The sequence below is a fragment of the Pseudomonas salmasensis genome (genome assembly GCF_014268375.2).
Classification (GTDB): domain Bacteria; phylum Pseudomonadota; class Gammaproteobacteria; order Pseudomonadales; family Pseudomonadaceae; genus Aquipseudomonas; species Aquipseudomonas salmasensis.
Window position 1 is genome coordinate 1341706 of record NZ_CP077083.1, and the last position, 16029, is coordinate 1357734.

Below are 16029 nucleotides of genomic sequence, written 5' to 3' on the forward strand. Positions count from 1 at the left end.
ATGAGCCGTCAACTCAAACTCGGTGCCTTCCTGATGGCGACCGGACACCACGTGGCCGCCTGGCGCCACCCCGACGTACCGGCGAACGCTGGCCTGGACTTCGCCCACTACAAGCATTTGGCACGGGTGGCGGAAGCCGCGAAGTTCGACGCCCTGTTCGTGGCCGACAGCATTGCCGCTGGCACCGGCGAGGTCGCCAGCCAGATGGCGCGCTCGGATCATTTCGAGCCGCTCACCCTGCTCTCGGCCCTCAGTGCCGTGACCGAACATATCGGCCTGATCGCCACCGCCACCACCAGCTACAACGAGCCGTACCACGTGGCGCGCAAATTCGCCTCGCTGGATCACCTCTCCGGCGGTCGCGCAGGCTGGAACCTGGTGACCTCGGATAACGCCGCCGAAGCGCTGAATTTCGGTCGCGACGAACACCTGGGGCATGCCGAACGCTACAGCCGCGCACGGGAATTTCATCAGGTGGTGACGGGGCTGTGGGACAGCTGGGACGACGACGCCTTCGTGCGCGACAAGGCCAGCGGGCGCTATTACGAGCCGAGTAAACGCCATGTGCTGGACCATGTGGGCGAACACTTCCAGGTCAAAGGCCCCCTGAACGTGGCGCGCTCGCCCCAGGGCCAGCCAGTGATCGTGCAGGCCGGCTCCTCGGAAACCGGCCGTGAACTGGCCGCGCAGACCGCCGAAGTGGTATTTACCGCGCAGATCTCATTGGCCGACGCGCAGGCCTTCTACAGCGACCTCAAAGGTCGCCTGGGCCAATACGGGCGCGAAGCCGATTCGCTGAAAATCATGCCGGGCGTGTTTGTGGTGGTGGGGCAAACCGAAGCCTTGGCCCAGGCCAAATTCGAAGCGTTCCAGGCGCTGGTCGAACCCGAGGTGGGAGTGGCGTTGCTGGGGCGTATGCTGGGTAATTTCGACCTGTCCGGCTACCCGCTGGATGGGCCGCTACCCGAATTACCCTTGACCGACAGCGGGCAACGCAGCCGCCAGCAACTGCTGAGTGAACTGGCCCAACGCGAACAACTGACGCTGGCGCAACTGGGCCGACGCATTGCCGGTGGACGCGGTCATTACAGCGTGATCGGCACACCGGTGCAGATCGCTGATGAACTGCAGCGATGGTTTGAAGAAGGTGCGGCGGATGGGTTCAATATATTGGTACCGCACCTGCCGGGTGGGCTGGAGGATTTTGCCCGCTGGGTGGTTCCCGAACTGCAGCGGCGCGGCCTGTTTCGCAACGAATACACCGGCACAACGCTGCGCGAAAACCTCGGCCTGGCGCGCCCGGTCAGCCGTTACAAGGCAGCTCGATCATGAAGAACCCGGTCCGCGCGCCGAGCAAAGGTGGCCTGAGCGATTACTGTTTTGTCGCCAACACGAACCGGTGCACGAGCCCACCAAACACGCCACCGAGCAAAGGCACCACCCAGAACACCCACAACTGGGCCATCGCCCAATCGCCTTGAAACAGTGCTACGCCCGTACTGCGTGCCGGGTTAACCGATGTGTTGCTCACCGGAATACTGATCAGGTGAATCAAGACCAAGGCAAAACCGATGGCCAGCGGCGCAAAACCGGCCGGCGCCTTTTTATCGGTGACGCCCAGGATGATCAGCAGGAAAAACGCCGTGAGTACAAACTCGGTGACCACCACTGACAGAAACGAGAAGCCACCCGGCGAGTGCTCGCCATAACCATTGGTGGCAAACCCGGCCGACACATCAAACCCGGCCTTGCCGCTGGCGATCAGGTACAACACCCCGGCAGCTGCAATCGCACCTAGTACCTGAGTGAGGATATAAGGCACCACGTCCTTGCCATCAATACGCCCCGCGGCGAGCAAACCCAGAGTGACCGCCGGATTGAAATGACCGCCGGAAATATGGCCGACGGCGTAGGCCATGGTTAATACCGTCAAGCCAAATGCCAATGCCACGCCGACAAAGCCGATGCCCAGCTCAGGGAAGGCGGCAGCCAGAACGGCACTGCCGCAACCGCCCAGTACCAGCCAGAATGTGCCGAAGAACTCGGCGGCTAGACGTTTTGTCATCAGGGAACTCCTTGAAGTCAGGTCAAAGAGTTGGAGCGTAACAACGGGGTACTGGGGTTGGATGTGGGAAATTTCCTTGGTGTGTGGTGCTTGTGAAAAATGGCGGAGGATGGTGCTTGAGCGTGGACAATGTGGGGAGTGCTATTCATCGGGCGACTCTTGCTTGCGATTGAAGAACGCCCCACCGCTAGGTTTCGCGCGCACTCCTCCCTATGCCCCGCCTGGATAACACCGATCAACACGGGCAAGTTGCAATGACCGTAAGCTTCCTTGGACGGCGTGAAGACAGGTGCATAACCACACGGTGAGCACACCTCATCTGGTTCCCAGACCACCTCTCAATTCCCCACCAACCTTAAACCATCGCACGACATCAAACCGCAACAGTCATCCAAGTCATTCTGACCTGCTGGCGAAAACGCATCTTCATCTCGGGGACTAGTGGGATGAGGGTTGCTGGAAGGTACTAAACGGGCCAAATCGAGAGGGTTCGGGTCCTGATCAAACCAAACCAGGCCTCCACGCGCAATCAGATCCAAATGCAGTGGCCAATCGTAACCTACGCGTTGAGGGTCCTGATTATGTTGACCGAACCCAAGGTGGACGCCAGGACAACGTTCATTGATATGCGAATTCAACTGAAGCCCCGTGCGAATGCCGATATTCGTACCAAAACCTAACTCGCCAACATTTCGCACGCAGGGAGATGAAAAGGCGTTATCCAAAAAACCTCTAACTTCTGGGCTACCACACGACCAATTGATAGCTCGCCCCTCGCTGACCTCCACCGTCACTGGGTAAGCTTGCAAGCGAGCATCACGATCAGTAACCGTGTTGACGTTAAATGCAAAATCAGCAACCAACACACCGTCGACACTTGCCGGAAAGGTGGCGACCTCGCCTGCGGGCAAAACAACTGTGCCTCCTGGGCGAGCACGGCCTCGATTACTGACCCAACGGTACGCGTTGTTATCCAACGTTATAGATAGCCGGGTTCCACCCGGTGACTCAACACGTAACCGCGAAGATAGAAGTGCTCTTTCCAGCAAAGCAGTATTCCGTGCAGATAGTTCATCGGGCCCTATTTGCAAAGCCGTCGAGAACAATGCCTCACACGCATTTATTACTCTGAACATATAGCAACGTGATGTTTCAAAAGGCACAAGAGCTTTACGCAACACATCATGATTGGAAAGGGTATCTCTTTCCAATGTAAAGACGACGAGACGCCCAGCAAATGAATCGGGCGCCGGAAGTGCATTTATAAGACGCGAGAATAAAGCCTCATCTTTGAAAGGCTGCATCCAGACTCGCTGAAAAACAATGCCCTGACACTCCAATGCGGTGCATACCCAGGCCGCCTGTTCGGCACTATCATCAGCATAAACCACTAGGACTCGATCATCGGACTTGACGTTAGCGTATTCATTTAACAGACGTTGCACACCTTGCCAGGTTTCAATATTCATTTTTGAACACCTCATCCGTGTCTTCGTGTTGAAAACACCCGACCCCGGTGAAAACCTAGAGCCGGGCGGACCTATACAAAAACACCTAGCTTATTCTTTCCTGTTCCTGTGTATTCCAGGTAATAGACCAAGGTGCGGCAACCCCATCCTTGCCTAGATCGTCGTACTTCAACACACTGGAAACATGACGATTGGATTCCTGCACTACTTGAGCAGTATTTTTATCCAACAACTGCTGCACGAGCTCTGTAAGTTCTATCATGGTCTTCTCCAACTATGTGATGCCTGCCCAAATGCAGACTATTTAACATTAGTCGTCAACTGAAATAACACACGTCAGACGCTGCCTCTTAAGTGGTAGGATATCGGCCCTCGTAAAGAGAGAGCACACCTACACAAGGGCAAGGAATTAATCATTACGTTTAAACTTGGTTAATTCAAAGACCAAATTGATCGGTCTTTGCCAGCCCTGCATCTAACAGCGAGCCATTTTCAGCGTTACATCAAAGGATTACTCGAAACTAGGCGTCAGACGTTCTATTCCTGACAGAATCACCAGCGGAGACTGAGCCTTTTATTTTTGCCGCGTACGCAGCCACCTTACGCTGGAAAGCGCTTGCCTTATGAAGCACCGTAAGCGTCCAGCGAAGTCACCTATCCGATCCCAGCGATAAGGGCGATGTTCTCCATCAAAAAACACGTGGACACCATCACCCTTATTGTCAGGATTACCATGCGCCAAAGAACTTCCTATCCCAAACCCTTTAAAGCCCAAGTCGTCCAAGAATGCCTGCAACCTGGCGTGTCTATGACCAGCGTAGCCCTGCGTCATGGCATCAACGCCAATTTAGTTCGAAAGTGGATACCCACTTATCGTGATCATCAGCCGCCGACGTTGCCAGCTTTCGTCCCGATGAAACTAGCGCCCGCGATCCAGCCCGTTCAGCAAATGCCTGTCAGTATCGAGATCCCTTTCGGGCAGCAAAAATTGACCGTGCAATGGCCATCTTCAGACCCTGAAGGGTGCGCTCGTTTTATCCGTGAGCTTGCCCAGTGATCCGTATCGACGACATCTGGCTTGCCACCGAGCCCATGGATATGCGCGCCGGTACAGAGACTGCGCTGGCTAGGGTGATCGCAGTGTTCGGTGCGGCGAAGCCGCACTGTGCCTATCTGTTCGCCAATCGCCGCGCCAACCGGATGAAAGTTCTGGTGCATGACGGCGTAGGTATCTGGCTTGCGGCGCGGCGTTTGCACCAAGGCAAATTTCACTGGCCCGGCATCCGTCACGGATCGGAAGTCGAACTCGATAACGAGCAACTTCAAGCCTTGGTGTTGGGTTTGCCATGGCAGCGGGTCGGCGCGGGCGGCTCGATCACAGTGCTTTAGCACCGGCTATTAGCCTATCGGTTTATCGCCGCTGACGGCCTGCTCTGGCACAATCAGCGGCATGACTTCCTCGCCCAATCTCGACCAAATGACACCGGAAGAACTGCGCGCCTTAGCCGAAAAGGCCTTGCAGTTCCTGTCCCAGGTCGACTCGATGGGCCAGAAAATCCACTGTCTTGAAAAGGTTAACGAGCAACTCGCTCATGAGATCGCCATCCTAAAGCGGCACAAGTTTGCAAAGCGCAGCGAACAGCTAAGTCCTGGCCAAGGCAGCTTGCTCGACGATCTACTCGACACTGATATTGCGGCTGTCGAAGCTGAGCTGAAGGCGGTCATTCCGCCAACGGCACCCGCCGAGCTACGTCAGAAGCCCAAACGTGCGCCACTACCGTCGCAATTCCCACGCACCGTCATCCATCATGAGCCTGAAAACACTCAATGCGCTTGCGGCTGCCAACTTCAGCGCATTGGCGAAGACGTCAGCGAGAAGCTCGATTACACGCCCGGAGTGTTCACGGTCGAGCAACATGTGCGTGGAAAATGGGCCTGTCGCCAGTGTGAAACACTGATCCAGGCGCCGGTACCGGCTCAAGTAATCGACAAGGGCATCCCCACAGCAGGCCTGCTGGCTCATGTGATGGTGGCGAAGTTCGCTGACCACTTGCCGCTGTACCGGCAGGAGAAAATCTTTGGCCGAACTGGGCTGATGATCGCCCGCTCAACGCTGGCACAATGGGTTGGACAAACCGGCGTGCAGCTTCAGCCTTTGGTCGATGCGCTGCGTGAAGCGGTGCTGGCCGAAGGCGTAATTCACGCCGATGAGACCCCGGTTCAAATGCTCGCGCCGGGGGAGAAGAAAACCCACCGAGCGTATGTCTGGGCCTACAGCACTACGCCGTTTTCGACATTGAAGGCAGTGGTTTACGACTTCAGTCCGAGCCGAGCGGGCGAGCATGCGCGTAACTTCCTCGGCGCTTGGAATGGCAAGTTGGTGTGCGATGATTTTGCTGGCTACAAAGCCGGTTTCGAGAAAGGAATGACCGAAATTGGTTGCATGGCTCACGCCCGCAGGAAGTTTTTCGATCTGCATATGGCGAACAAAAGCCAGCTGGCCGAGCAGGCGCTTCTCTCGATTGGCGGCTTGCACGGAGTTGAGCGGCAAGCACGATTCATGAGCGATGAGGATCGCTGGCGAATACGGCAGGAAAAGGCAGCGCCGATCATCAAAACGCTGCATGACTGGATGTTGGCCCAGCGAGATCTTGTACCCAATGGATCGGCAACGGCCAAGGCCCTGGATTACAGCCTTAAACGCTGGGTAGCGCTGACGCGCTACCTAGATGATGGGGCCGTGCCCATAGACAACAATCAGGTCGAGAACCAGATCCGGCCGTGGGCACTTGGTCGCTCGAACTGGATGTTTGCTGGGTCGTTACGTAGCGGAAAACGGGCGGCGGCGATCATGAGCTTGATCCAGTCGGCACGCATGAACGGGCACGATCCGATCCATATGTCTATCTGAAGGACGTTCCGACTCGCCTGCCGACGCAGCGCGCCAGTCAAATAGATCAGTTGCTGCCGCATAGGTGGCAACCGGTGTAATTATCCAAGACGTGATGGCCGAGTTGCTACCGCATGACTGGACGTCCGGCTCACATCGCAGATGTCAGCGAGACATACGTCTACTGAACCAGATCCGTACATCCTGTGGCGGCAAACGGCGTCGGTTGACATCAGAGCTTCCTTTCGAGAATATATAGCGCACTATACAATAGCGAGCTATCAAGTGACCTCGAACCGGAAACGAGTGGGTACCCAACTATCTTTTTCGCTCTATGCGGCGGCGAATCGCGTGGTGCGATTGCACAAACCTTTCCTTGAACCGTTGGGCCTGACCTTCCCGCAGTATCTCGTCATTCTGGAACTTCTAAACGGCTCGCCACTTACAGTGGGTGAGCTTGGAACCTGCTTGGCAATGGACGCTGGAACAATTACGCCATTGCTGAAGCGGCTTGAGGCTGCTGGGCTCGTCACTCGCACGCGGGATCCTGCTGATGAGCGTCGCGTAATCGTCGACTTGACGGCGAAGAGCCGCTTGTTGGAAGCCGACATACGGGGAATTACTAGCAAAATCAAGTCAGCTTGCCAGCTCGATGAGTTGGGCATTGATGAGCTTCGGCGCACTCTTGATGCGCTTGGCCATCCGGCAACCGACTGAAAATTTTTACATTTGCTCAAAGAGGAAATCATGACTATTTCAATGGCTAGGTTCGATGCTGATACAGCGCTGGATGACACCCTATCGTTTCAAAAGACGGCCCGCACTCGGCGGTCTTTTCGTGGCTTTTTAGACACTCCTGTGCCCGACCGCATCCTCCAGGAGGTGCTGAAAGATGCCCAGTGCGCCCCCTCCAACTGCAACACTCAGCCATGGGACGTCCATATTGTCCGTGGCCAAAAATTGATCGAGCTTTCGCAAACCCTCCACGCGAAAAACAATGCCGGAGAGTTCACACCTGACTTCTCATTCGATATGGGTGCTTTTTACGGCCGTTATGGGGATCGCAAGAATGCTCAGGGCAAAGCCTACTATGAGGCCATGAACGTTATGCGCGAAGACAAAGAGGGGCGGCGGCGAGCGGCGGCTTTGAACTTGTCCTTTTTCAACGCGCCCCAGGCTGTTTTTTTATTCATGCCTGTCTTTGGGGACAATGTTCGCACTGCTGGCGACATTGGCATGTATGGGCAGACCTTCCTACTGTCGCTTGCTGCCCGAGGGTTAGGCGGCATTCCACAAACCTCGCTTGGTTTCTATGCCGAAACGATCCGCGAGGTGCTAGGCATTTCTGAAGAAATGAAAATGCTGTTTGGCATTTCATTCGGCTACCCAGACGAAAGCGCTCCGGGCAACCGCATGCATATGGATCGCGTGCCGATTACTGACAGCGTGACCTTCCATTCTTGAATAGCCTTATTTACGCGAGCCAGGCGGCATGCGCGCACCCTCCCCAGAGCGACGGGTGCGTGACAGGCTTAATTCATTCGCATATCTAACCAAGCAGGCACTCGAGTGTTGGTTATAGGAAAGGAGGTTGAAGTGAAAATCGGAATTATCGGCGCCGGCAATATTGGAGCTACCCTTGCCCGAAAGCTCGCTGCGTGCGGCCATGAAGTTAAGCTGGCAAACTCGAAAGACCCTAGCAGCATCCAGAACCTTGCCAATGAAATCGGCGTGAACGCGGTAACCAAGGAAGATGCGGTTTCCGGGGTAGACGTTGTCATCCTCTCGATCCCCTTCGCAAAATACCCTGAACTAAAACAGACGTTGAGCAGTGTTCCGGCGAAAACCATCGTCATTGACACGTCCAATTACTATCCGGGACGCGACGGGGCAATCAAAGAAGTTGACGACGGCAAGCCTGAGAGCGTTTGGGTAAGCGAGCAGCTTGGCCGCCCGGTCATTAAGGCTTGGAACGCCGTCCTCGCAGCTACTCTTGCCGACAATCGGCAACCAACTGGATCTTTGACACGCATTGCCTTACCTGTAGCAGGGGATGACATTCATGCTGAGGCCATCGCGCAGGATCTCGTTGAGGATACGGGCTTTATCGCGCTTGCCGCTGGTAACCTTGAAGATTCGTGGCGTCAGCAACCAGGAACACCAGCCTACTGCACCGAGCTAACATTGCCGGAGCTGAAGATGGCGCTGGAGGCGGCAGACAAGGTACGGGCGCCTCAAAACCGAGACGCACTGATCGCAAAATTTATGGTTCCCGGCAGTCAGTTTACACATGAGCAAATTGTTGCCACGAATCGCGCTATGACGGCCTGACTACCGGATTAGGCGGGATTTTTTACTAGAATTTCGCCTAATTGATCTAGTCGCTAAACTCATTTGTTTACGTAAACAGGGCGCTGCAGACGCGTGCCTAACTCAGCGTCTGGATGAGGCCGCGAATTTCCTGTCCTGTATCGCGGCCAAGGCCACGTCACGCTGTTCAAGCATCCGCTCAATCTCAGCGCCAGCTAAAGCGTCGCAAGCGTGCGGCGTAGTCTACTACCCGATCTCAACCATAAAGGCGTTGGCGTCAGGAAGGCGTGTTTACCGGACGCTTACGAAGCACATCCCGTAAGACCTCAATCAAGCTCTACAAATGCCGAGCAAGTTCTGAACGTTGGGCTAGCACTTGCTACCCGCAGCAAAAAGACCAGAATTAAGACCTATATAGGAGTCTTATCTATGCAAAATATTCTGGCTGACTTAGCGGTGAGCGTTTCCGAACTCAAGAAAAACCCATCATCCGTCTTGAGCGGCGCCAACGGCCTGCCCGTGGCGGTATTGAACCACAACCGCGTCATCGGCTACATGGTTCCGGCAAATGTCTACGAAGCGATGGTAGAGCGCCTGGACGAACTGGAACTGGCTCACTTGGTAAAGGCTCGGCTCGACGCCAATGAAACACCCGTTCGAGTATCTCTCGACGATCTGATTGGCGAGGCGGAGGCAGATATAGCCAATGGGCGCTGAGTACGAGGTGAATGGGATCCGAAGGCGCTCAAGGAACTGCGAAAACTCGACGGTATGATACGTCTCCAGTTTCTGTAAAAGCTTCAGGAGCGACAGGCCGGACCGCGAGTGCCAAGTGATGCGCTTCACGGTATGAAAGATTGTTACAAGATCAAATTACCCGGCGCCGGCTACCGGCTGGTATACCGCGTTGAGGATGAGCGGATTGTCATCTTGGTTCTGGCCGTCGGAAAACGCGAACGCAGCTCCGTGTACGAGCAGGCAGCGAAACGGTAGATAACTGCGAGGAGGCTGGCGCGGTGCAGGGATTTGCCTTCAGGCTACCCATCAGGTGAGCCAGTTGCTTTGGCCCCGCTTCCAGAACTGCTTCATGTATTGCGGGGTGTACCTGGTCCATTTCGGGAAACCTCTTCGTGGTTGTCGTGGCGGACGTTCAGCTCATGGCGAAGATATGCGCCCTCAATCAGGGCTTCTTTTAATCGGGATTAAAGATTTGGCTCTTGGCCTGAATTGCGCAGATAGGCCCAGTCAACATGGGGCCGGAGCTCTTCACAGGTAACCGCCCTGCTCGACTCCCTTTCAAGATTGATGGCGAGGCCTGGACCTGCCCGGCGAAAGCCATGGGCGATCTGTTTAAGGTTCCCGGCACTGGTGCCGCTGCGCTTGGCCAACGACTCCACCGAAGGTGTGTCGAGGGACCGGATGAGTTCGAGTAGCGTCATGTTCGTCTTCGAAAGAAGCTAAGATTGCATTTTGCTAATCTCAATAACAATATCATTTAGTAATTTACCGTTTGCTAACGTAGGGACACTATTCGCCTATGGATATCAAAACTCTTCGGGTCGACGCGCTGCGGCGTGTCATCGGCCCACTCAGCCAGAAAGACTTCGCCGACCAGCACGATCTGGACGCTTCGTATTTGTCACAGATCCTCAATGGGCACCGCTCCCTCGGCGAGAAGGCGGCGCTCAACCTCGAGAAGAAAATCGGGCTCACGCCTGGTGTGCTGGTCAACCCGAACGGGCACGGACCAGCATTGATCGAGGGTGAGTACACTCGTCAGGATGTGGTGCGAGAGGCGGCGTCTGCCTACCAGGCCCTTCAGGACAAGGCTACGCCGCGGGCAGTTGCGGTTATCGAGAAACTCGCCAGGGCCGCGGCGAAGGGACGACTCAAGGAGTCGGATTTGGTTCTGCTTGAGGGCATAGCCGCCCTGCTTGAGAAGGCCAACGCTGAAAAGCCTTGAGCCAGATACAAAAAGCCCAGCGCGAGGCTGGGCTTAGGACACGAATACGGAATTATTGAGGTTTTACAGTCAGGATTTCGCCAAGTTTCACTGAGCGGATTACTTCCCTCTGCTCCTCAATGGCTGCACTAGCTGCCATATGATAAATCGCCCGTCTTTCCTCCACGGACCCGTGGCGGAAAAAATCAGACATTTTCGACGAACCATGAATCTTCGTCGAAGCGTCTGCTGCCTTTTCGCCTTTCATTGGGATTCTCCGTTCAAAATACGTTCAAGCTCGTTTTGATCATAGGGCTGGCTGACAAACACGTCAATTTCGTCAGCCGAAAGGTCAATGCCAATATCCTCGTTTCCTCCATCGGTATCCTTGATAATCACATCGACCTGCAACGCATCCTGGAACTCACGCTTTAGAGCGCACACAGATGTTTTTGCAGCATAAAACTGTCTGACAAACTCAGGGCAAGGAATATTTCTGCCGTCTTTTTTCTCTCTCGCTAGAACAAACTCCCACGCAAGCTCAGGACGCTGGTACACGTAAATGACTTGGGCAGACCTGTTCTGTTTATCAAGGGCGCGCGAGATGTTTCGCCGCGCTACTTCGAGATTCGCGAGGGTCCCATCCAACAGGAACGATTGGCGTTGCTGATAAACCAGATCCAGAGTGCGCTCAACAAATATTGTCACGCCACGTTGGAAAAGACTTGAATTTCGCCCTGTGTACTCGAGGAAATAATTTCTGAAATCGTCGGGGTCGATTCGTAACGCGTTTGAACCACCAGCCTGCATCATCCCGATAAATGCCCTGGACACTTCGGTTTTCCCCGCTCCTGGCGATCCTGCCATGAATACAGAGACTGGGTACTCATCGCTCGGATACGTCTCCAAACTCGCCAGTTCCCGGGCGATACGGGTTCGGTTTTGCTTTGCAAATGCCACAGCGCGTTCAGAAACGGCTTTGTCTTCCTGCGTCATGGACTCATCCCTCAAAAAATAGAGGCAGGACTTTAACACTCGCTATCCTGCCAGACATCCAGTGTAGTGGCGGCATCAGGCGGCCCCCGCGCCGATGCTCTACCCTGATCTCGCTTTTTTGCTTTAGTGGACGTCGTTGAGATCGGGGACCATCAGCTCGTAATTACACATGCCGGCGCTAGCTACTTTGAGCAAGATAAAGCAACGATGAACGAGATCATCGCCGCCCTTCCCGTGTTGACCAATCCGGCCCTTGTGCCCTCAAACTAGCCAATAGGCTGCGTGTAAAATGAACACAAAAGGTTTGATTGACGGCCTGACAGTGTTGATCATTAAGCACTTAATCAAAATGGAGCGGCTATGACTCGGGTACGGAAAATCTCAGCGCTTGTCTTATCGGGGCTTCTTTGTTCCTGCACCATGACAGGGCAAAAATTCGCGCCACTTGAAAACGTGGACTCACAACGCGGTGTGATCTATGTGTACAGGCCCAGTAACTTCGATATGGGCCTAATGTCCGCGTTGATTTCTTTGAATGGAACGCAGATAGCATCTCTGGAGAACGGTGGTTACGTAGCCGTGCCTGTTAAGCCAGGTGAGTACAAGATCACTCAGAAATGGAAAGCTGGAATCTTAGGGAACTCTAACCTTGAGAGCGGCACCACCACGACTGTAGTCAACGTTAAAAGCTCAAATGCCTCGTATGTTAGCCTCACATCCAGCGGCAAGAGAGTGGAAGCAAACCGATTTAATGCGGTTGCGGTTGAACTGAAGTGGCAACTCAATCAAGTCTCTGCAGACCAGGCACTGCCCGAAATCTCTCAATGTAGAGAGGTTGAGGCGATCTAGCCTGATCGATGGACGATACCTAGATCCAAATCGCAGACAAAGAAAAGCCCGCGATGGGAAGGGCGGGATTAAAGGATGTTCAATAGGAGCTGGGCTGAACATAGACAATCGACTGTGAAAAGGTCGTGGAATAAACTACGACTCTAGTTGGGTTATATATTCACAAATTATCCTTTTAGGGCTTTTATCTGGCGGCGATTTCTTTTTTGACTTCGCTAGGTACTTCCGTATTGTTGCCGAACTCACAGTAAGGTTGGTTTTTTGCCAATATTGGATCTCGAACTCCATCATCAGCGAGTTGTTTTTGCATAAGCGGCCAGTTACTTTTTTTGGTCAGTTCACGTTGTTTCTCAGGAACCCAGCGTGGCATTCCTAGACTGACAGCCTCAGCATTGTCATTCCATGAGCCTTGGCCTGCGCCTCGGACAGCTCTATATATGGTCCATCTCCTGAAATCGCTCACCCCGTCTTCTTTCATGGCTATTAGAAAGATATTGTCGGCTTGGAGTCGCGTGCATGATTGAGTCCAGTAGAGATAATCATGAATTGTTGCAGCCTCACTGTAATCGGAATGAGGAGATGCAATGCTCCATAGGGATTTGGGGATACTCGCGTAATCGGTGACGAAGCCGGCAGGGATTATTACTTGAGCCCCTGATGAGCCTATGTCGTACGTCTTATCTTTTAAAAGAATCCAGAAATCGTGTGCTGGGAAAGGCACCACAGGCGTAATCGACGTTCGTGCACTACAGCCAACCAAGGCTAGGACTAAAAAAAAGAGAGTTGGTAGTTTCATTTTTTCGCTGCTCCTGATCTTTCCAAGAGCATAGACAGGAACCCTTCGAACACAAGCCGTGGACGCTGACAGGGGAGCTATCAGTGAAAAAGTACGGCGAATATTCTTCTCAATTGCTGGTGTCAATGGCATAAGAAAGGCCAGATACAAGAAGCCCGGCGCTGGGCCGGACTTATAAATTCAATTATTGAAGATGGTCCATCGGAAGCTCAAGTGTCTCTCCACGTTTTGGTAACACTTGATCAACAGTTTTGATGAACCTCTCCCAACTATGTCCGTTCGCAATTGCCAAGCGTTGAAACATCACTAAAGTATGCATGTGCTGGGCGAGCATCGGATCGCCGATGTCTTGAGTGAGCCATTGATGAAGCTTCGTTTTTCGCTGGCCCTTAGCGTTCTTTGGGCTCTTACTTTCAAGCTCTGGTAGCAGGCCGGGAGCGAGGCGCTCGAATACGAGGTTCCTCGTATACTTACCTACAACGCTATAGCGATTTTTCTTCATTCCCGGCCAAACCCAGCCTTTTAGCTTATAAATATTTTCGTAGAACTCGTCAGGAAATTTCTTGACCCAGGCAGCAAGCTCTTTACTGACTAAGAGTTCTAAATATTGCTGGAGCGCGTCCGCAGGACGCTCGTCTTGAAAGCCGGTGGCCTCATCCACGAGTGCAATAATGCCTACTCGCGCGAATGAACGGATCAACACATCAGCAAATTGCGCATACCGAACTTCTTGCTCTGTCTTGAGCATGTCGGCATCGCGGGCTTGAAGCAAAGCCTCACACAGATCCTGCAGTGTAGATGCTTCAAATCCGTCGCTAGGCGCCCCTTTTCTAGGTGAACCACCTAGAAATTGAATAGGGTTTTGCATGGCCAGCATCAATGCATTGTTTTCAAACGTTTTTATGACCTTTAAGCTGGTAATTCGAGCGATACCTTGGCCACGCCCTTTCATGCCAATTGCCGCTGTCATTCCCCGTCCAGAAATCACTCTGCGACCGTCGTCTAGAACAAAACAATTTATTTCCAAGTCTGCAATTTTCAGCACGCCCTTGTGCGTAGCTGTTGGGAGACCTGCGGCACTACCAGCATCGACTTCCTTGACCATTAGCACTTCCCTCAGTGGTTGAAACGAAAAAATTGAAGACGGCAGCTTTTGTGGCCCGCCCCGACGATCAGGTGGCGGCGACACATAAACTATTCAGTCTTTCCTTACGTATTCGATGTCATCTCGTCAAAACTTCAACCGCGAACGCCATAGAAGTGGTTTAGCGCTATCAGCTCAATCACCGCCACGAAAACGCACAGAGCAATGAAATTAGGGCTGAACACCCGCGTACGGCCGGATGAGCCTCCGCTCAGACCAGCGACGTTAGAATAGCCGGGGAGCATCATAAGGAAAGCCAGGCAAGCAATGACCCCAACCTTGCTCCAGAAGGGCTGCTCTCGCCATGCAGTCATAGGTTCACCTAGGGCAGCAGCATCAGGAAAACCAACCGTATCCAGGGCACTTCATGGCTCTGAGGCGACGCAAAAGCGCTAAGCTCTCTGTAAATCCATATTCCGAGGCGCTGAGATTAGGTTCCTGTCCGATTCGCAAAAAGTCGTCAATCTCCTGGTCGTCAGCGACTCGCTTGAAGTTGCGGCATTGCTCTAAACGATCAGCCTCTGTTACGGGCATTGGTACTGCGTCGATCTTTTTTTCGTACTCGGTTTTTTCTTTTGGCATGCTGTAGCAGCCGGCGAAAAGAAGCGGCGCAGCTATTAGAGCGGCTATCCGTAAGGCATTCATCACTACATTCCCTTGCCCATACGAGCCCTGCTCAGCTCGCGGTAGTTCGATTTAGGTTGTCGCGCCCGACCAGGTATCTATTCGGGCTTGTTTCGATTTATTTGCCCCGCCTTCACCTCATCCCATACCCAGCCAGCCGCCACCCGTCCGTATGAAGCACCGCGTTCATCTTCAACACGGTCTGCGCGACTGCCCCATTCCCTGCCAGCCTCAGCCGCCCCGCAAACCTCAGCGGCTCAACGGCAAACCACATGAGGCCGGAGGCGACGCCCTGCAGCTCGCGCTTAAGGACTTGGTTAGGATTGGTGAAGGCATGACCAAATATCCAGGCAGGCCTATTGCGCCATTATTTCCTGATAGCGCTTCTGGTATTCGTCATAAGGCAGGTTCTGCTCAGTGAGCTTCTGGAGCTGGACCTGCTTGTACTGACTCTTAGTCATAGGTCCAGGTGCCGACTGCACGGGCGCAGCAGAGTATTTTGATGGAGCCCCTCCCCCAACCTTTGACCCGCTACGGGCATAGCTGCTCACAGTCCCGTCAGGAGCAATGGTCACCGTAGTGCTCTCTACCTCTGTGCCGATACCTGCGAAACCGACGTAGGCATAGCCCCAGCCCAAAACCTGCGAGCCGTCAGAATTCTGGGTGACTGCTGTGGGCGGGCCGAGAAGGGCAATCACTTCATTGCTGGTGGTTTTGCCTTTAATCAGGCTATCGATCTGGGCTTGTTCGATTTTGGTGCCACTGCTAGCGCAACCCGAGAGAAGCGCTGCCATTGAGAGGCAAAGAAGCATCTTTTTCATAAAGTCCCTTTCTGTCTTGAAGCCGGCAACTCAAGCCCTAGCTGGTGCTGCCAACCAGTCGTAATGAGGCGAATCTAACACCATTATTTAGCCACTACGAGTTGAAAGCTTTCTCCCCGAGAA

19 protein-coding genes and 2 pseudogenes are annotated in these 16029 nt (G+C 53.8%); 11 read left to right on the forward strand and 10 right to left on the reverse strand.

Features of this window, described 5'->3' with window-relative positions; translation table 11 throughout:
- Positions 1-1332 carry an LLM class flavin-dependent oxidoreductase gene (locus HU731_RS05605; RefSeq protein ID WP_186607676.1) on the forward strand — a complete coding sequence of 444 codons (1332 nt, stop codon included), beginning with the start codon at positions 1-3 and terminating at the stop codon, positions 1330-1332.
- 40 nt (positions 1333-1372) lie between these two features.
- Here HU731_RS05605 and aqpZ read toward each other — a convergent pair whose 3' ends face one another.
- The 3 genes from aqpZ to HU731_RS05620 all read right to left on the reverse strand — a co-directional run bounded on the left by aqpZ (position 1373) and on the right by HU731_RS05620 (position 3796).
- The gene (gene aqpZ / locus HU731_RS05610) at positions 1373-2065 is read right to left on the reverse strand and encodes an aquaporin Z (protein ID WP_078466921.1); all 693 of its coding nucleotides are present in this window, start codon (positions 2063-2065) and stop codon (positions 1373-1375) included.
- A gap of 338 nt (positions 2066-2403) precedes the next feature.
- Positions 2404-3534 carry a M29 family metallopeptidase gene (locus HU731_RS05615; protein ID WP_186607675.1) on the reverse strand — a complete coding sequence of 377 codons (1131 nt, stop codon included), beginning with the start codon at positions 3532-3534 and terminating at the stop codon, positions 2404-2406.
- Positions 3535-3619: 85 nt separating this feature from the next.
- Positions 3620-3796: a hypothetical protein gene (locus tag HU731_RS05620; RefSeq protein WP_186607674.1), complete on the reverse strand. Its 177-nt coding sequence runs from the start codon at positions 3794-3796 to the stop codon at positions 3620-3622.
- A gap of 417 nt (positions 3797-4213) precedes the next feature.
- Here HU731_RS05620 and tnpA point away from each other — a divergent pair, with 417 nt between their 5' ends.
- The 9 genes and pseudogenes from tnpA to HU731_RS05670 all read left to right on the forward strand — a co-directional run bounded on the left by tnpA (position 4214) and on the right by HU731_RS05670 (position 10697).
- A complete protein-coding gene (gene tnpA / locus HU731_RS05625; protein ID WP_186607673.1) occupies positions 4214-4591 on the forward strand; it encodes an IS66-like element accessory protein TnpA in 378 nt (125 codons plus the stop codon).
- Positions 4588-4923: an IS66 family insertion sequence element accessory protein TnpB gene (gene tnpB / locus HU731_RS28280; RefSeq protein ID WP_186607672.1), complete on the forward strand. Its 336-nt coding sequence runs from the start codon at positions 4588-4590 to the stop codon at positions 4921-4923. Before tnpA ends, tnpB begins: the two co-directional genes overlap by 4 nt.
- Positions 4924-4984: 61 nt before the next feature.
- A pseudogene (gene tnpC / locus HU731_RS05635) lies at positions 4985-6525 on the forward strand (IS66 family transposase).
- Between the two features lie 205 nt (positions 6526-6730).
- Positions 6731-7141 carry a MarR family winged helix-turn-helix transcriptional regulator gene (locus HU731_RS05640; protein ID WP_225931611.1) on the forward strand — a complete coding sequence of 137 codons (411 nt, stop codon included), beginning with the start codon at positions 6731-6733 and terminating at the stop codon, positions 7139-7141.
- A 30-nt stretch (positions 7142-7171) separates the two neighbouring features.
- Positions 7172-7888: a nitroreductase gene (locus HU731_RS05645; protein ID WP_186607670.1), complete on the forward strand. Its 717-nt coding sequence runs from the start codon at positions 7172-7174 to the stop codon at positions 7886-7888.
- A 132-nt stretch (positions 7889-8020) separates the two neighbouring features.
- Entirely contained in the window at positions 8021-8755 is a 735-nt protein-coding gene (locus HU731_RS05650; RefSeq protein ID WP_186607669.1) for an NADPH-dependent F420 reductase, read from the forward strand.
- 408 nt (positions 8756-9163) lie between these two features.
- On the forward strand, positions 9164-9451 hold the full coding sequence (locus tag HU731_RS05655; RefSeq protein ID WP_032896302.1) for a type II toxin-antitoxin system Phd/YefM family antitoxin: 288 nt from the start codon (positions 9164-9166) through the stop codon (positions 9449-9451).
- A gap of 54 nt (positions 9452-9505) precedes the next feature.
- Positions 9506-9727, forward strand: a pseudogene (locus tag HU731_RS05660) (type II toxin-antitoxin system RelE family toxin).
- 544 nt (positions 9728-10271) lie between these two features.
- On the forward strand, positions 10272-10697 hold the full coding sequence (locus HU731_RS05670; protein ID WP_005789662.1) for a helix-turn-helix domain-containing protein: 426 nt from the start codon (positions 10272-10274) through the stop codon (positions 10695-10697).
- Between the two features lie 52 nt (positions 10698-10749).
- Here HU731_RS05670 and HU731_RS05675 read toward each other — a convergent pair whose 3' ends face one another.
- A complete protein-coding gene (locus HU731_RS05675; protein ID WP_186607667.1) occupies positions 10750-10944 on the reverse strand; it encodes a hypothetical protein in 195 nt (64 codons plus the stop codon).
- A complete protein-coding gene (locus HU731_RS05680; RefSeq protein ID WP_186607666.1) occupies positions 10941-11672 on the reverse strand; it encodes a zeta toxin family protein in 732 nt (243 codons plus the stop codon). The genes HU731_RS05675 and HU731_RS05680 overlap by 4 nt, the downstream gene beginning before the upstream one ends.
- 360 nt (positions 11673-12032) lie before the next feature.
- Here HU731_RS05680 and HU731_RS05685 point away from each other — a divergent pair, with 360 nt between their 5' ends.
- Positions 12033-12521: a DUF2846 domain-containing protein gene (locus tag HU731_RS05685; protein WP_186607665.1), complete on the forward strand. Its 489-nt coding sequence runs from the start codon at positions 12033-12035 to the stop codon at positions 12519-12521.
- A 184-nt stretch (positions 12522-12705) separates the two neighbouring features.
- Here the strand turns inward: HU731_RS05685 and HU731_RS05690 are convergent, their stop codons facing one another.
- The 5 genes from HU731_RS05690 to HU731_RS05705 all read right to left on the reverse strand — a co-directional run bounded on the left by HU731_RS05690 (position 12706) and on the right by HU731_RS05705 (position 15906).
- Positions 12706-13317 (reverse strand): DUF1353 domain-containing protein, encoded by a 612-nt coding sequence (locus tag HU731_RS05690; protein WP_186607664.1) that lies wholly within the window; start codon positions 13315-13317, stop codon positions 12706-12708.
- A 184-nt stretch (positions 13318-13501) separates the two neighbouring features.
- Positions 13502-14422, reverse strand: a complete 921-nt coding sequence (locus HU731_RS05695; protein WP_186607663.1) for a P63C domain-containing protein — start codon at positions 14420-14422, stop codon at positions 13502-13504.
- Between the two features lie 134 nt (positions 14423-14556).
- Positions 14557-14775: a hypothetical protein gene (locus tag HU731_RS28285; RefSeq protein ID WP_225931613.1), complete on the reverse strand. Its 219-nt coding sequence runs from the start codon at positions 14773-14775 to the stop codon at positions 14557-14559.
- Between the two features lie 22 nt (positions 14776-14797).
- Positions 14798-15106 (reverse strand): hypothetical protein, encoded by a 309-nt coding sequence (locus HU731_RS05700; protein WP_090291384.1) that lies wholly within the window; start codon positions 15104-15106, stop codon positions 14798-14800.
- Positions 15107-15441: 335 nt separating this feature from the next.
- A complete protein-coding gene (locus tag HU731_RS05705) occupies positions 15442-15906 on the reverse strand; it encodes a hypothetical protein (RefSeq protein WP_186607734.1) in 465 nt (154 codons plus the stop codon).
- Positions 15907-16029: the final 123 nt, after the last annotated feature.

Excerpts from the sequence above, each read along its gene's own strand:
- HU731_RS05605 (WP_186607676.1), top strand. The coding sequence starts at position 1 with ATGAGCCGTCAACTCAAACTCGGTGCCTTCCTGATGGCGACCGGACAC.
- aqpZ (WP_078466921.1), bottom strand. The coding sequence starts at position 2,065 with ATGACAAAACGTCTAGCCGCCGAGTTCTTCGGCACATTCTGGCTGGTA.
- HU731_RS05615 (WP_186607675.1), bottom strand. The coding sequence starts at position 3,534 with ATGAATATTGAAACCTGGCAAGGTGTGCAACGTCTGTTAAATGAATAC.
- HU731_RS05620 (WP_186607674.1), bottom strand. The coding sequence starts at position 3,796 with ATGATAGAACTTACAGAGCTCGTGCAGCAGTTGTTGGATAAAAATACT.
- tnpA (WP_186607673.1), top strand. The coding sequence starts at position 4,214 with ATGTTCTCCATCAAAAAACACGTGGACACCATCACCCTTATTGTCAGG.
- HU731_RS05645 (WP_186607670.1), top strand. The coding sequence starts at position 7,172 with ATGACTATTTCAATGGCTAGGTTCGATGCTGATACAGCGCTGGATGAC.
- HU731_RS05655 (WP_032896302.1), top strand. The coding sequence starts at position 9,164 with ATGCAAAATATTCTGGCTGACTTAGCGGTGAGCGTTTCCGAACTCAAG.
- HU731_RS05670 (WP_005789662.1), top strand. The coding sequence starts at position 10,272 with ATGGATATCAAAACTCTTCGGGTCGACGCGCTGCGGCGTGTCATCGGC.
- HU731_RS05675 (WP_186607667.1), bottom strand. The coding sequence starts at position 10,944 with ATGAAAGGCGAAAAGGCAGCAGACGCTTCGACGAAGATTCATGGTTCG.
- HU731_RS05680 (WP_186607666.1), bottom strand. The coding sequence starts at position 11,672 with ATGACGCAGGAAGACAAAGCCGTTTCTGAACGCGCTGTGGCATTTGCA.
- HU731_RS05685 (WP_186607665.1), top strand. The coding sequence starts at position 12,033 with ATGACTCGGGTACGGAAAATCTCAGCGCTTGTCTTATCGGGGCTTCTT.
- HU731_RS05690 (WP_186607664.1), bottom strand. The coding sequence starts at position 13,317 with ATGAAACTACCAACTCTCTTTTTTTTAGTCCTAGCCTTGGTTGGCTGT.
- HU731_RS05695 (WP_186607663.1), bottom strand. The coding sequence starts at position 14,422 with ATGGTCAAGGAAGTCGATGCTGGTAGTGCCGCAGGTCTCCCAACAGCT.
- HU731_RS28285 (WP_225931613.1), bottom strand. The coding sequence starts at position 14,775 with ATGACTGCATGGCGAGAGCAGCCCTTCTGGAGCAAGGTTGGGGTCATT.
- HU731_RS05700 (WP_090291384.1), bottom strand. The coding sequence starts at position 15,106 with ATGAATGCCTTACGGATAGCCGCTCTAATAGCTGCGCCGCTTCTTTTC.
- HU731_RS05705 (WP_186607734.1), bottom strand. The coding sequence starts at position 15,906 with ATGAAAAAGATGCTTCTTTGCCTCTCAATGGCAGCGCTTCTCTCGGGT.